This window comes from Gottfriedia sp. NPDC057991 (genome assembly GCF_042886615.1).
Taxonomy (GTDB): domain Bacteria; phylum Bacillota; class Bacilli; order Bacillales; family Bacillaceae_G; genus Gottfriedia.
The window spans coordinates 29,605-42,648 of sequence record NZ_JBHVQN010000006.1 but is presented as its reverse complement, the minus strand read 5'-3'; the positions used below and the strand labels follow the sequence as shown (position 1 = coordinate 42,648).

17 protein-coding genes are annotated in these 13,044 nt (G+C 31.9%); 5 read left to right on the top strand and 12 right to left on the bottom strand.

Features of this window, described 5'->3' with window-relative positions; translation table 11 throughout:
• Positions 1 to 26 precede the first annotated feature (26 nt).
• Both ACFVR2_RS19010 and ACFVR2_RS19005 read right to left on the bottom strand, forming a co-directional pair.
• Positions 27 to 455 carry a hypothetical protein gene (locus ACFVR2_RS19010; RefSeq protein WP_387365221.1) on the bottom strand — a complete coding sequence of 143 codons (429 nt, stop codon included), beginning with the start codon at positions 453 to 455 and terminating at the stop codon, positions 27 to 29.
• Between the two features lie 284 nt (positions 456 to 739).
• Positions 740 to 1,450 (bottom strand): hypothetical protein, encoded by a 711-nt coding sequence (locus ACFVR2_RS19005; protein WP_387365218.1) that lies wholly within the window; start codon positions 1,448 to 1,450, stop codon positions 740 to 742.
• A gap of 395 nt (positions 1,451 to 1,845) precedes the next feature.
• Between ACFVR2_RS19005 and ACFVR2_RS19000 the strand changes: the two genes are divergently transcribed.
• A complete protein-coding gene (locus tag ACFVR2_RS19000) occupies positions 1,846 to 2,028 on the top strand; it encodes a hypothetical protein (protein ID WP_069034392.1) in 183 nt (60 codons plus the stop codon).
• Positions 2,029 to 2,152: 124 nt separating this feature from the next.
• Here the strand turns inward: ACFVR2_RS19000 and ACFVR2_RS18995 are convergent, their stop codons facing one another.
• The 3 genes from ACFVR2_RS18995 to ACFVR2_RS18985 all read right to left on the bottom strand — a co-directional run bounded on the left by ACFVR2_RS18995 (position 2,153) and on the right by ACFVR2_RS18985 (position 3,723).
• A complete protein-coding gene (locus tag ACFVR2_RS18995; protein ID WP_387366175.1) occupies positions 2,153 to 2,935 on the bottom strand; it encodes a DUF817 domain-containing protein in 783 nt (260 codons plus the stop codon).
• 76 nt (positions 2,936 to 3,011) lie between these two features.
• Complete coding sequence (locus tag ACFVR2_RS18990; protein ID WP_387365215.1) at positions 3,012 to 3,230, bottom strand: helix-turn-helix domain-containing protein; 219 nt, start codon at positions 3,228 to 3,230, stop codon at positions 3,012 to 3,014.
• Between the two features lie 10 nt (positions 3,231 to 3,240).
• Positions 3,241 to 3,723 (bottom strand): DUF2975 domain-containing protein, encoded by a 483-nt coding sequence (locus tag ACFVR2_RS18985; RefSeq protein WP_387365212.1) that lies wholly within the window; start codon positions 3,721 to 3,723, stop codon positions 3,241 to 3,243.
• A 329-nt stretch (positions 3,724 to 4,052) separates the two neighbouring features.
• Between ACFVR2_RS18985 and ACFVR2_RS18980 the strand changes: the two genes are divergently transcribed.
• From ACFVR2_RS18980 to ACFVR2_RS18970, 3 genes are read left to right on the top strand one after another with little or no spacing between them, the layout of a single operon-like run.
• A complete protein-coding gene (locus ACFVR2_RS18980; protein ID WP_387365209.1) occupies positions 4,053 to 4,394 on the top strand; it encodes a PadR family transcriptional regulator in 342 nt (113 codons plus the stop codon).
• Positions 4,387 to 4,869, top strand: a complete 483-nt coding sequence (locus ACFVR2_RS18975) for a hypothetical protein (protein ID WP_387365206.1) — start codon at positions 4,387 to 4,389, stop codon at positions 4,867 to 4,869. Before ACFVR2_RS18980 ends, ACFVR2_RS18975 begins: the two co-directional genes overlap by 8 nt.
• Positions 4,866 to 5,399, top strand: coding sequence for a permease (locus ACFVR2_RS18970; protein ID WP_387365203.1), 534 nt, complete (start codon positions 4,866 to 4,868; stop codon positions 5,397 to 5,399). The genes ACFVR2_RS18975 and ACFVR2_RS18970 overlap by 4 nt, the downstream gene beginning before the upstream one ends.
• Before the next feature lie 252 nt (positions 5,400 to 5,651).
• Here ACFVR2_RS18970 and ACFVR2_RS18965 read toward each other — a convergent pair whose 3' ends face one another.
• The 7 genes from ACFVR2_RS18965 to hflX form a co-directional block, all read right to left on the bottom strand.
• The gene (locus tag ACFVR2_RS18965) at positions 5,652 to 6,311 is read right to left on the bottom strand and encodes a serine/threonine-protein kinase (protein ID WP_387365200.1); all 660 of its coding nucleotides are present in this window, start codon (positions 6,309 to 6,311) and stop codon (positions 5,652 to 5,654) included.
• 60 nt (positions 6,312 to 6,371) lie between these two features.
• On the bottom strand, positions 6,372 to 6,821 hold the full coding sequence (locus ACFVR2_RS18960; RefSeq protein ID WP_387365197.1) for an SMI1/KNR4 family protein: 450 nt from the start codon (positions 6,819 to 6,821) through the stop codon (positions 6,372 to 6,374).
• Positions 6,822 to 6,888: 67 nt separating this feature from the next.
• Positions 6,889 to 7,359: a DUF4825 domain-containing protein gene (locus ACFVR2_RS18955; protein WP_387365195.1), complete on the bottom strand. Its 471-nt coding sequence runs from the start codon at positions 7,357 to 7,359 to the stop codon at positions 6,889 to 6,891.
• A gap of 163 nt (positions 7,360 to 7,522) precedes the next feature.
• Positions 7,523 to 8,818, bottom strand: a complete 1,296-nt coding sequence (locus ACFVR2_RS18950) for an MFS transporter (protein WP_387365192.1) — start codon at positions 8,816 to 8,818, stop codon at positions 7,523 to 7,525.
• A gap of 211 nt (positions 8,819 to 9,029) precedes the next feature.
• A complete protein-coding gene (locus tag ACFVR2_RS18945) occupies positions 9,030 to 9,368 on the bottom strand; it encodes a zinc ribbon domain-containing protein YjdM (RefSeq protein WP_129689114.1) in 339 nt (112 codons plus the stop codon).
• Between the two features lie 243 nt (positions 9,369 to 9,611).
• Positions 9,612 to 10,883: a methionine gamma-lyase family protein gene (locus ACFVR2_RS18940; protein ID WP_387365188.1), complete on the bottom strand. Its 1,272-nt coding sequence runs from the start codon at positions 10,881 to 10,883 to the stop codon at positions 9,612 to 9,614.
• Positions 10,884 to 10,886: 3 nt separating this feature from the next.
• Positions 10,887 to 12,143 carry a GTPase HflX gene (gene hflX / locus ACFVR2_RS18935; RefSeq protein WP_387366172.1) on the bottom strand — a complete coding sequence of 419 codons (1,257 nt, stop codon included), beginning with the start codon at positions 12,141 to 12,143 and terminating at the stop codon, positions 10,887 to 10,889.
• Positions 12,144 to 12,280: 137 nt separating this feature from the next.
• On the opposite strand from hflX, the gene ACFVR2_RS18930 reads away from it, so the two are divergent.
• Complete coding sequence (locus tag ACFVR2_RS18930) at positions 12,281 to 12,928, top strand: trimeric intracellular cation channel family protein (RefSeq protein ID WP_387365185.1); 648 nt, start codon at positions 12,281 to 12,283, stop codon at positions 12,926 to 12,928.
• Positions 12,929 to 13,044 lie beyond the last annotated feature (116 nt).

The window sequence follows — 13,044 nt, the reverse complement described above, 5'->3', positions numbered from 1 at the left end:
CTCATTTACTAAAAATTATTTAATCATTACAGCTCTATATAATTTATTATATTTTTTATTGATTTGGCATTCTCTATATTTACACTTCTATATCCGTTAAAACCATTGATTTTTATGATTGCACCACTTTTTGAGAACCAAAGTAATGAACTATATTCAACTGTAACATCTATTGGACTTCTGAATGTTAACTGAACATCGTATTTTGCTAAATCAACTATTGGTTTTTCTATTTTTTTACTAAATAAAAATATTTCTTCCAATTGATTTAATTTTGCTTGTTTTTCTACATTTATTTGTTTAAATTTGATTACATTTTTCCCGAACTTTGTATAGTTATAACCAATCCATATTTCATTTTTTGCCTTAGTAAACTTCATATTTTCAAAATAAAGTCCGCCTAAGCATAATACTATGATTGCAACAAATATCAAAAATATATATGGCTTTCTCAAATATAGACCCTCCGTAAAAAATATCCGTTTCCTATCTCCGCATAACCATATTTTACCATTTTTTATAGTAGTTTAATATAAGAAATGTTCTAATTTCATATATCTTACACATATTTTACTAGTTGTTTTTCGATTACTATCTTTCAGTTGGAGTGCAGATTATCGATTTGAGTCCATTTGCTGAATTTAGATAGATAGGGGATTATTATGTAAAGTAAAAAACTCGCTAAAAATAATTAGCGAGTTAATTTTTGTATTTAAATAGAGGTGTATATGTAAATAAATCATTGCTTTGGTAAAAATTTTCCAATCTCATTTGACAAAATTGAAGTATCCCACGGATACCAATAGTAGTTTGCACCATCAAATTCAATATTATATTTATAGGCGATTGGTTCATCTATATACAATACAATTTCATAATGAGTAGAATCTGTATTATCATTATTTGGCTGGAAATTTGAATCTTCTTTACTAGTCTTTAAAATATCCAGAACTCTATCTATTTTTTCTTTGTTTTTAATCTCTGATATCTTTTTCGCGTTAGGGGAATAAGATTGATAGATTTCAATCTTATTTACTTTTTCGATTGGTACATCTTTAAAATACCACTTATAATCAGTTGTTCCTTTTGCATAATAGACGCTATATCCATTTATTGCAGTTCTGTCTTTTAAGGCTATTAATTCAGGATTACCCTTGATTGAATAAATTTCCGTTCCTTTCTCATGGAATGCTGCATCTCCATCTTTTATTTTATAACTTGGATTTGTAACACGATCTGCTACCTTGAATTTTACTTCCCCTACTTTTTCATCAATAAATTTTTCATTAGCTAAAATGCCTGATTGTATGCCATAGTACTCAACCCCATTCCATCTAACAAAGTCTACCCAATCGATTGATGATTGACTTTCTGTAGTGGTAAAACGACATGCGACAAGTAGTAAAGGCAATATTATAAACGAAAGCTTGAACAGATTAACCCTTTTCATTAAAACCTCCTTAAAAATAGTCTTTTTAACATAGTATTCAATTTCTTTAATGAAATGCCCCCATCATGTTTAAGCCTTGAACTCAATGATTCTTCACTCCTATTATTTTTAATCTCTACTAGTAAATGAAATAGAATAGTATGTGAAACAACGATTATATTAAAAAAGTGCTTAAGTGATAGGAAAGAAATCTTGTCGACTAACACATATTAAAAAGTCATACTCCTCCTAATTTCAATAGATGCTCCAAATTCACAAGAAATAATATAGTGAATTTATTGTGTTTTACGCCCTCTAATTTTACGTGACAAACGCACATTTTTTATAAAAGGTTATCTTTGAAAGCACTTACATTTTAATTGAACATAAAATATATTGAATGGAGGGATGAGTGAATGGAAAGAATTTTTTTAATGTTAGCTAGTATTATTGCTGGTTTTGCTTTAATCAAAATGCCTTTAGCAGGCACATTCTTATCAAGTGTAGAGCCATTAACAGATTTAATTGGTATTTTAGCTATTTTAATTTTCTCCCTTTTCCTAATATACAAAGGGTTTATGAATCTTATTGGTAAGTAGGTAGAATATTAGGTTTAGGAATCTTATTGAAATATACTAACGATACAAATCATTAAATAAACCTGTATCTGATTACTAGTTAATCTAAGATACAGGTTATTTTTTATAATGCCAAATATATTTTTTAGTGTTCTTTCCTTTTAATTGAATTATTTCCTTTAACTCGCTTTAAAGTAGCTACGATCAGAAAGCTTACAATTACTAATAAGAGCCATGAACTTACTTTTCCTAAATGAACTAAACTCCAAGCAACCGACTGATTAGGATATTGCCATGCTCCAAAAAACGTTGCAATATTTTCAGCAATCCATATAAAAAATCCGATTAGGACGAAAGAAAGTGCAATTGGCATACGGTACCTAATCCCATTAACTTCATAAGTGACCCAAGATTTCCAAAAAACAATTATGACAAGTCCTGATAACCACCAACGAACGTCCATCCAAAAATGGTGAGTAAAGAAATTTAAATAAATTGCTGTTGCAAGTGAAGCAACTACAAAAAATGGTGGCCAATTAATTAGTTCAACTTTCAACCTCCTCCAGGCCTGACATAAATAACTTGCAACACTTGCGTACATAAATCCACTATATAGTGGTACTCCAAATAGTTTTGAGTATCCTTCTCCCGGATATGCCCAAGAGCCCATATGTACCTTAAAAAGTTCAAGTGCCAGTCCAATTAGGTGAAACAGTGTGATGACTTTTAATTCATCCATTGTTTCAAGCCCAGTACGCACCATTAACCACTGCATCAAAATACAGATCAAAAGTAACCAATCATATCGTGGCAGAAATGGAAGTGGCACAATTTTAGTAAAAGCTAAAGAGGCAAAAATCACAACAGGAAAAATACATGATAAAGCCTGCTCCAAACCAAATCGAACAAGTTGTTTGACCGCTCTTATAAAATGTGACTCAGTCTTTTGAAGTATTAAATTCACAATTAGCTCTCCTTCATAAATTTATATCAATCTTAACGATCTACTTGTTGTCTTCATCATTTTGGTACTCTAATATATCTCCAGGTTGACACTCTAAGGCCTTACAAATCGCTTCTAAAGTTGCAAAACGAATCGCTTTTGCCTTACCGTTTTTCAATATAGAAAGATTCGGCATCGTGATCCCAACCTTTTCCGAAAGCTCGGTTACACTCATTTTCCTTTTTGCCAACATCACGTCAATATTGATAATAATTGCCATGTTCTTCACCTCAGACCGTTAAATCATTTTCTGATTTTATATCAATCGCCTCTTTCAAAAGCCTTTCGAGAACGGCTGCAAAGACTGCAATTATCAATGAAGCAAAAATCAAGACCATGCCAATAATAATAATTCCTGGAGCGTCATCCATATCTGCAATTAAATAAAAAAGTGGCAAACCTAGTACATACAAAACACTAATTGCTATTGCACTAAATTTTATTTTCTTTAAAGCATTAACCGATAATTCCGAGAAAGCTCTGTTTTTATCAATATAGCTTAAGAGTCTAAATGCTTGATAAAGAGTAAAATAGAAAGGAATCGCTGCTGCATAAAGATCTATAAAAATGAAATATTTCATTAATACAATATTCGGATACAGCTCAGCTGCAAATTCTGCAATCTTAGGAACCACAAATATACACAATGCAAGAACTGGTAGCCCAATAAGAATCACCACTATTTTTAAAAAGAGAGTTGAGCCTCGTTTCATAAAAGCACCTCACTAAATTATTTCCAATTTGAATTTAACACACTATTTATCGTTTTACAATAAATTATTGTTGTTTTTTATTATATTATTATTGCTATAAAAATATCCTTACATTTTATGAATAGTAAAAAAGCATTTCTCACAAAAGAAATGCTCATGAAAAACTTACATCCAATCCCTCTACAGAAAGAAAATTTTAGAGTTGAAATAAATTAACAGATTAATTTTTGCTGTTAGTAACATATTACTGTTTTTAACAGTATATTGTTATTAACAGTATGAAATTATTTTTTGTGAGGAAATTTACGAATTTAGGAGGTTCAATATTTATGAAACATACAGGCCGACATACTGGTGCATTTCTTTTATTGTTTTTAACAGAAGGTGATCGTTATGGAGGGAAACTTTTACAGAAGTGTGAGGAAGAACTTCCAATCAATCCAATTGACAGTTCCATATTATATCGAACTCTAAAGCAATTAGAGACTGAAGGTGCTGTTGAGTCTTATTTAGGTACATCTGATCAAGATAAACCGATCAAGATGTACAAAATTACTGAAGTTGGAAAAGAAAAATTAGAAGAATTTCAAATAAATATTGAAGAAAAACTTAAGAATTTAACATTTTTCCTGAGCAGATACAATGTATGGAAGGAGAATAATCATGATTAATGCTTCGATCCTATACAGTTTGGCAATAATTCTTACTATTATTTCTTTTATAAAAGATCGAAATAAAACGAAAGAAGCTCTATTAAAATCATGGAAAATGTTTTGTAATATTTTTCCTGAAATTTTAACTATTATGTTTTTTGTAGGACTATCTTTATCCTTATTAACGCCCTCACTCGTTTCTTCAATTATTGGGGAACAATCTGGAATAAAAGGAATGATAATATCTACATTAATTGGGTCAGTAGGACTAATTCCTAGTTTTATCGTTTTTCCTCTTGGAGAAACATTAGTCCAAAATGGTGCTGGCCTTCCACAAGTAGCAGTGTTAATGTCAACATTAATGTCAGTAGGAATGATTACTTTACCTATGGAACAAAAATTATTTGGAAGAAGTTTTGCATATGCACGTAATGCAAGTGGACTTTTAATGTCTCTTTTATTTGCATATATTATTTGGTTGGTGATGGTATGAGTCAATTAAGAAAATATCGTTTCTTCTTTATTTTATTCGGATCGTTCATCATTCTAACATTAATAAACCACTCACTTGGAATGAAAGCATTTCAGTTAACTGGAAATAGTATATTAAATATGTTATTTCTCCTCCCACCTGTTTTAATTTTTGTTGGCTTACTTGACAAATGGGTAAAAAAAGAAACTCTTATTAAATATATGGGAGATAAATCCGGTATTTACGGTGTTTTGTTTGCTCTCTTACTGGGAGGTATTGCAGCAGGTCCTCTATATCTAGCTTTTCCGATCGCGGTACTTTTATTGAAAAAAGGAGCAAGCATTCGCTATGTTGTTTTCTTTTTAGGAGTTTGGACAACAGCTAAACTACCTGTGGTTATCTATGAATTAGCTTCATTTGGTCTTAAATTTACACTTATTCATATATGTTTTGGCTTAGTATTTTACTATTTAATGGGAATCATATTTGAGAAGTTTTATAATCATAAACAATTGTTAAATTATGAAGATCACCATGATATTTCTATATAGGTATATACTACGAATAAATGAAAACAGACATAATTTTAATTAGGTCTTAGTGAAAAAAAGGAAAAAAAATGAAGAGCGAATTTATACTCAACATCAATAAACTAACTGTATAACTGCAAACTCAAGAAGACTAGCCCGTATGCTAGTCTTCTTGAAATGTAAACCGCTATCTCTTGTTCAGTATCAATTGCAGTCATATGAAATGTTCAATTATATAACCTATTAAACTAACATTTCCTAACGTAATCTATCTTAAATCTTTCTCTTCAATTTTTTGTAAAATCTGTACGAGTGTCTAGTAAAATCTAGGAATTTTAACGGGATTTTAATAGGTACTTTATACAAAGTTTTTTTATATAGTTTATAGTAAGCTTTGACTAGATCATCCCACTTTTCATCCTTGCCTTTTTTGTAAAAGTCAGATATATCTACGACGTATCCTCTCCCATCTTTCATCATCACATTTTTTCCGTGAACGTCGTATGGATTTAACCCACGATTAATCGCATACTTAAGCGCGATATTTACATCTTTAATCACACTCTCAGGTATTCGATCACCATTCGCAAGGGCGTTGTATAGGGTAATTCCTTCTAATCTTTTTAAGACTAAATATTTTTCACCGAATTGTATCAATTTCGAATAAGCCGGATGCTCTCCCAATTGTTTATAAACTTGAACTTCTTTTTCTAAACCATCTAGATCTTTTCCATACACTTTAACAACCACATTTGGTTCAGAATAGTGAATAAAAACAGCAGCATAATTACCTAATCCGATGCATTTCCAACCTTCAGGTATATTCTTAACTACTATTGGGTCATTTGGATGTTCACTCTTGAGGCTTACATTCGTAATTAATTCATTCTCAATTAGAATCTTAAATTCAGATTGATTTGTTAAAATAGACATTCGTTTACCCCTTTATATCTGTTTACTATTATTTATCAATCTATTACCCTATTAAAAAATTTACCAATTCGTTAAACCAGTTAAAAACGCTTCAAAATTAGGTGCTATATTGATTATTTGATCTTCATCCACGTCAATATATATAACTGGTGGTTCTTCTTTTGTCTTCCGATAATCAAGAGCAATCCTAGAATGTCCGTCACCTGAAATTAGAACAATATTAAGTGGCAAACCCCATTCTTTTATTAGATACTCACTTTCTAAAATCCCAGTTTCTTCTCCAATTCCTAAAATATGATCTACATTAATGTGGTCATCAGCCCATGAAGTTGGAATTTCAGTAGGAAATGAATCAAATTTAATCATTCCCCCGTTTTGTTGTTTAAGGATTTCTATGTATTTATTAGGTAATTTAATGTTAAACTTTTTTTCTGCCTTTTTTATCATCTCGTCCGTTATTGGCACTAATTGATATAAGTCGTTCTCCTCTAGCCAAATGCTATTTTTCAATTTTAGGTACTCCTTGATTAGGATCATTTCAAGGTTTAAGTTATCAAATCTATAATTATAAAAGACTTTATTTCGTAAATAACTGATTTACCTTGTTTTTATCATTTAAATTAGTGTGGATTAGTTCCTCTAGTTCCTTTTCATTTGTGTAAGAACTTAAATCTTTTCCATACCATTCATCCAGTTGTTGTCTTTTCAAAGTATATTTTTGATCAGCAAAATCAAAAACAATCCATTCTACATTTTTGATTAATGCAAATAAGTAAGTTGCATTATTTATTACGATATTTTTAGTATTTGCGGGTAAATTCTTATATTCAATCGTCATACCATAAGGCTTCTTTTTTGTTTGGAGTGACATTTGGGTAAATTCTTTATGATTTGGTAATTGATTTATAATACTTCCTACAGCACTGTTATTACCGACATAAGAATTTTTATAATGAAAAATATCCTTACTTGTGTTTTTGCTTAAAGAACAGCTGGTTAAACTGATCAATAACATTATTAGTATGAAATAAGCTAAAAATTTTTTCATATTTCCCCCTTTGTAATTGAGCACGAATTCAATTCGTGGGCACAATTACATATACGATTTTACTAAAAAATTAATTAAACTTTTTATCAAGCATGCAAATTGTGAAATAGGAGCTGATTAATCAGCTCCTATTTTCATCTTTATTATAAATTAAATTTGATTTTTACATATGAAGACCTTGTTCGCGTTCTTTCTTTCCTCCACGTGACCAGATCACGACTGGAATAAGGATTAAAGACAAAGCTCCTCCAGCTAATGATAATGTTGCATAGCTTGAATTAGCTACAATCATTCCAGACAAAGCACCACCAGATGCTCCTGCTAGTGCAATAAGTACATCAACAGTCCCTTGAGTTTTGGCACGTGTAGATGAATCTGTTGAATCAACAATTTGAGCAGTCCCACTTATTAGTCCAAAGTTCCAACCTAATCCTAGTAATGAAAGCGCAACTACTAGGAGAATCATTGAATCACTAGGTGCTAATGCAGCGGTCAATCCTGCTAAGAGTAAAGTCGCCCCAGACGCAATCGACATGGCAGTTCGACCGACTTTATCAACAAGAATTCCTGTAATCAATGAAGGAAGATACATCGAGCCAATATGAAACGCAATCACGATTCCTACTTCATTTAGTCCATGACCGTGATGTTCCATATGGATAGGTGTCATTGTCATAATAGCAACCATTACAATTTGTGTCAGTACCATAGTTGCGGCTCCAACAGCTATTCCCCTCTTGTTTTTAATACTTTCAATAGGTGATGAATTTTCCACATTAACTTGTTTTGTTTTATTTGACTCGATCATTTTTGCCATAATTAATGGGTCTGGATTAAGCATAACGAAAAGAAACAGACCAGCCAAAATGAAAGCAGTTGCAGATAAGATGAACGGACCTGCAAGTGCTGGTACGCCAATGGAAGTTGCAAATTTCCCCATTGGTCCGATTAAGTTAGGACCAGCAACAGCACCAAATGTTGTAGAAACCATTGCAATACTAATCGCTTTTGCACGTTGTTTATTATTTGCTAAATCAGTTCCTGCATATCTAGCTTGCAAATTGGTTGCTGTTCCTGCACCGTAAATCAAAAGTGAGGCAAATAAAAGGATAATACTGTTTGTCATTGCTGCAATTACTACACCGATTGCACCAAGTCCACCTGTAAAAAATCCTGCAGCAAGCCCTATTCGTCGACCAAATCTTTGAGAAAGCCTACCGACAATTAATGCCGCTCCTGCTGAACCTAGTGTAAAAAGGGATGCTGGAAGACCAGTAAAAGCATCTGTCCCAAGCATTTGTTGAGCTAGTAGTGCACCGACTGTAACTCCGGCTGCTAATCCTGCTCCACCGAAAATTTGCGAAATGCTAACCATCAAGAGTGTCCGTTTATATAGCATTTTTTGTTTTTCCTCTGAATTCACATAATCCATTGCAAAATTATGGGCTCGATTATTCATTTATACACCTTCTTCTATATCGTGCGATTATTTAAATATGATTGCTAATGAATGTAAACGTTCTCTTCTATTTTAACAAAAATCAATTTATATCAAACTATTATTTTTATGTTCTTTCGTAAATTTAAAAACTGATTATTTATAAAACAAATGCATCGAGCCTTTTGACTTGATGCATTTGTTCTTATAATAGAATTAATTAATAACGATACTACGCTTTTTTAACAAATTCAGACTTCAACTTCATGGCACCAAAACCTTCAATTTTACAATCGATATCGTGATCACCTTCAACTAATCGAATACTTTTCACTTTTGTACCAATTTTAACGACAAGTGATGTGCCCTTTACTTTTAAATCTTTTATAACAGTAACTGAATCTCCATCGTTTAAAATATTTCCGTTTGCATCTTTCACTACTTTTGTTTCGTCATTCGTATTTTCTGTTTCCATTGTCCATTCATAACCACATTCTGGACAAATTAAAAGATTTCCATCTTCATAAGTATATGCTGAATTACATTTAGGACAATTAGGTAGATTTTCCATTGCTTTTCCTCCGCTCATTACCGAATCTATACTGTTTACTCAACTTCTATATACTCGCATACTCCTTTCTTTAATACAAGATTAGATTATCATTATTAAATTTTAATGAAAGTGTTAAGGTTAATTTAAGAATTGACCTGTAAGATATAAATATAGATAGAACCTTCTTCATTATGAAAGTAAGTCCCCAATTATTTTCATATATAAAATAGCTCATGACTTGAGGTCATGAGCTATTTTGTTTTAAATTTCTAATAGATTTTTTTCAATTAAAGAATTAACTGCCGAACAAATTGCGATTTTCACATGGGCATAAGTTAAACCACCTTGAACGTATGCAACATATGGAGCTCTTATTGGACCGTCTGCTGTTAATTCAATACTTGCACCTTGGATAAATGTCCCCGCTGCCATAATGACATCGTCTTCGTATCCAGGCATATAGTTTGCTGTTGGCGTAAAATGAGCATTGATTGGTGAAGCCGCTTGAATTGCCTGACAAAATGCTATCATTTTTTCTTTATCATCAAATTGAACAGATTGTATTAGATCTGTCCTTACTGCATCCCATGAAGGGTTTGTGTTCATTCCAAGCTTTTCTAAAAACGCTGCAGTAAATAATGCACCTTTTAATGCTTGACCAGTGATATGTGGCGCCATAAAAAATCCATGATACATATCTTGTAATGCATAAAGAGAAGCACCCGCTTCACGTCCAATCCCTGGAGATGTTAAACGATAGCCACATTTTTCGACTAAATCTTTACGTCCTACAATATAACCACCTGTTTTTGCAAGTCCACCACCAGGATTTTTGATTAATGAACCAGCCATTAAATCTGCTCCAACATGGCATGGCTCTAGTTTTTCAACAAACTCACCATAACAATTATCAACAAAAACAATAACATTTGGATCAATTTCTTTTACAAAATCAATCATCTCTTTAATTTGTTCAATTGTATACGAAGGTCTTGTTCCGTAACCTTTTGAACGCTGTATACCGATTACTTTCGTATTACTTGTCATTTTATTTGCTACTTTTTCATAATTGATCCGCTCGTCATTTACTAATTCGATTGATTCGTATCCGATTCCAAAATCTTTTAATGAGCCATTTCCACTTTCACCACGAATCCCTACGATTTCCTCTAAAGTATCGTATGGCTTCCCAGTAATATATAAAAGCTCATCACCTGGTCTTAGTACGCCAAATAAAGCTGTTGAAATTGCATGTGTTCCAGAAATAATTTGCGGTCTTACTAAACCAGCTTCTCCACCTAAAACATCAGCAAAAATTTCCTCTAATGTATCTCTTCCGATATCATCATAACCATAACCAGTTGTTGGGATAAAATGACTATCACTCACTTTATGCTTTCGAAAGCTTTGTAAAACTTTGAATTGATTATATTCAATTACTTCGTCAATTTCTTTATGGGCTTCTGAAATTAATTTTTCAACATCTTCCACTAATGGTGCAATTTTTTCCCCGTTTGATAAAAATTCTAGCATTGATTATTGCTCCTTATATATTCTATATCTTCTAACTGTATCATAAATTGAATGTTCCTTGAAAACATACCCAGTAATTTGATAGATTTCTGCCTCTTCATTAAAGTCGATTGATTCAATCATCGTTAATTTTTTAATTTCATGAATCAATTTGCCCTCGTATGCTGGTACAAACGCCTCAAAATGTTCCATATACTGCTTACATTCAAATTCAATTCTATGGCGTAATTTACTTAAGTCATCTTCATTTAAAGCACTCATTTCAATAAAACCTTCAGATGGGGACGGTACAAAGTCCTCATGAACTTGATCTATTTTATTATAGACAGTTAAAATTGGAATATTTTCAACATCTAAATCATTCAATAATTTAGAAACTGTAACTTCATGGCTTTTATAATTTTCATGAGATGCATCGACAACATGAAGAATGAAATCTGCTTCCGTTGCTTCTTCTAGTGTTGAACGGAATGCTGCAATAAGTGAAGTTGGTAAATCTTGAATAAAACCAACTGTATCTGTTAGTAAAGTTGTCATACCATTTGATAATACAAATTTTCTTGTTGTAGGATCTAATGTCGCAAACAGTAAGTCTTGTTCATACACATCAGATTTAGTTAGACGATTAAATAATGTTGATTTTCCTGCATTTGTATAACCTACTAACGATATATGAAACATTTCATTTTTCTTACGTCGCTCACGATAACGCTTACGATGCTCAACGACAATGTTCAATTGCTGTTTAATATCATCAATTCGTTTTCGAATATGACGACGATCAGATTCTAGTTTTGTTTCACCAGGTCCTCTTGTACCAATACCTCCACCAAGTCTTGATAACTCTGTACCTTGACCAACTAATCTTGGCATTAAATATTGTAATTGAGCTAATTCAACCTGCAATTTACCTTCTTTTGTTTTTGCTCGCTGTGCAAATATGTCTAAAATTAATTGTGTACGGTCAATGACTCTTTTTTCTAATCTTGCAGATAAGTTACGTATTTGAGATGGAGTCAGTTCATTATTAAAAATAACAACATCAGGTTCTAACTCTGCAATTGCTGCCTCTAACTCTTCTAATTTACCTGTCCCTATGTATAACGCTGGATGATATTTAGTTCTTTTTTGTGTAGTAATTAAAACTACCTCTCCATTTGCCGTTTTCGTAAGTGATTCTAACTCGTCCATTGAATAATTAAAACGATCATCATCTACATTCTGAAGCTGACATCCAACTAAAATGGCTTTTTCTCTCATTTCATTCGACACAAAATTCCACCTTTTCTTTAACCAATTCTAAGCAATTAAATATTCTTTACTCTTAACTGTCTCTTTATTATAATGATATCTGGACTATTTTTCATCTTTTTATTGGAGGGCAGGGGAATTGCTTTTTGGAAACATGGGAGTTATTTAGCATTATTGGTACTATTTCCTTTGCATTAAGTGGTGCGGTAGTCGCTATGGAAGAAGACTATGATTTATTTGGTGTCTATATTCTAGGCTTTGCTACAGCCTTTGGTGGCGGTGCATTACGTAATTTATTAATAGGTTATCCAATTAACTATTTATGGAATCAAACAACAAATTTTACAATTGCGTTAGTTGCAATGACAATTATTTTTTTCTTTCCGCAAATATCAAATAAACCATTTAAAAAGTTAGATATTTTATTCGATTCAATCGGTTTATCCGCATTTGCAATTCTCGGTGCAAATTATGCCATGGAATTAAAATTACCTGTTAGCGCTGTTATTGTTGCATCTGTCTTAACTGGAATTGGTGGCGGAATCGTACGAGATTTACTAGCAAAAAGAAAACCGATGGTATTGCATTCAGAAGTATATGCTTTTTGGGCAATACTTGTAGGCGTTTTAATTGGTAATAAATTTGTTGATACAAATTTTGAACTTTTATTATTATTCATTGTTATTGTTCTTCTTAGACTATTATCTGTACATTATAATTGGAGTCTACCAAAAAGATCATTTAAAGGCTCTACAGTTAGTTTAAACGAATCAAACACTCAAAAATTAAATTAAATTAAATAAATAAGTCCAATAAAAACAAACCTTTTAAAATGACGGTTTGTTTTTTTATTTTTTTAAATTGTAAGTACAAATAGAGTGTGTCTTAACACACTTATTATTGGATAAAA

Excerpts from the sequence above, each read along its gene's own strand:
- ACFVR2_RS18970 (WP_387365203.1), top strand. The coding sequence starts at position 4,866 with ATGAGTCAATTAAGAAAATATCGTTTCTTCTTTATTTTATTCGGATCG.
- ACFVR2_RS18955 (WP_387365195.1), bottom strand. The coding sequence starts at position 7,359 with ATGAAAAAATTTTTAGCTTATTTCATACTAATAATGTTATTGATCAGT.
- ACFVR2_RS18965 (WP_387365200.1), bottom strand. The coding sequence starts at position 6,311 with ATGTCTATTTTAACAAATCAATCTGAATTTAAGATTCTAATTGAGAAT.
- ACFVR2_RS18940 (WP_387365188.1), bottom strand. The coding sequence starts at position 10,883 with ATGCTAGAATTTTTATCAAACGGGGAAAAAATTGCACCATTAGTGGAA.
- ACFVR2_RS18950 (WP_387365192.1), bottom strand. The coding sequence starts at position 8,818 with ATGAATAATCGAGCCCATAATTTTGCAATGGATTATGTGAATTCAGAG.
- ACFVR2_RS18975 (WP_387365206.1), top strand. The coding sequence starts at position 4,387 with ATGATTAATGCTTCGATCCTATACAGTTTGGCAATAATTCTTACTATT.
- ACFVR2_RS18985 (WP_387365212.1), bottom strand. The coding sequence starts at position 3,723 with ATGAAACGAGGCTCAACTCTCTTTTTAAAAATAGTGGTGATTCTTATT.
- ACFVR2_RS19000 (WP_069034392.1), top strand. The coding sequence starts at position 1,846 with ATGGAAAGAATTTTTTTAATGTTAGCTAGTATTATTGCTGGTTTTGCT.
- ACFVR2_RS18945 (WP_129689114.1), bottom strand. The coding sequence starts at position 9,368 with ATGGAAAATCTACCTAATTGTCCTAAATGTAATTCAGCATATACTTAT.
- hflX (WP_387366172.1), bottom strand. The coding sequence starts at position 12,143 with ATGAGAGAAAAAGCCATTTTAGTTGGATGTCAGCTTCAGAATGTAGAT.
- ACFVR2_RS19005 (WP_387365218.1), bottom strand. The coding sequence starts at position 1,450 with ATGAAAAGGGTTAATCTGTTCAAGCTTTCGTTTATAATATTGCCTTTA.
- ACFVR2_RS18990 (WP_387365215.1), bottom strand. The coding sequence starts at position 3,230 with ATGGCAATTATTATCAATATTGACGTGATGTTGGCAAAAAGGAAAATG.
- ACFVR2_RS18980 (WP_387365209.1), top strand. The coding sequence starts at position 4,053 with ATGAAACATACAGGCCGACATACTGGTGCATTTCTTTTATTGTTTTTA.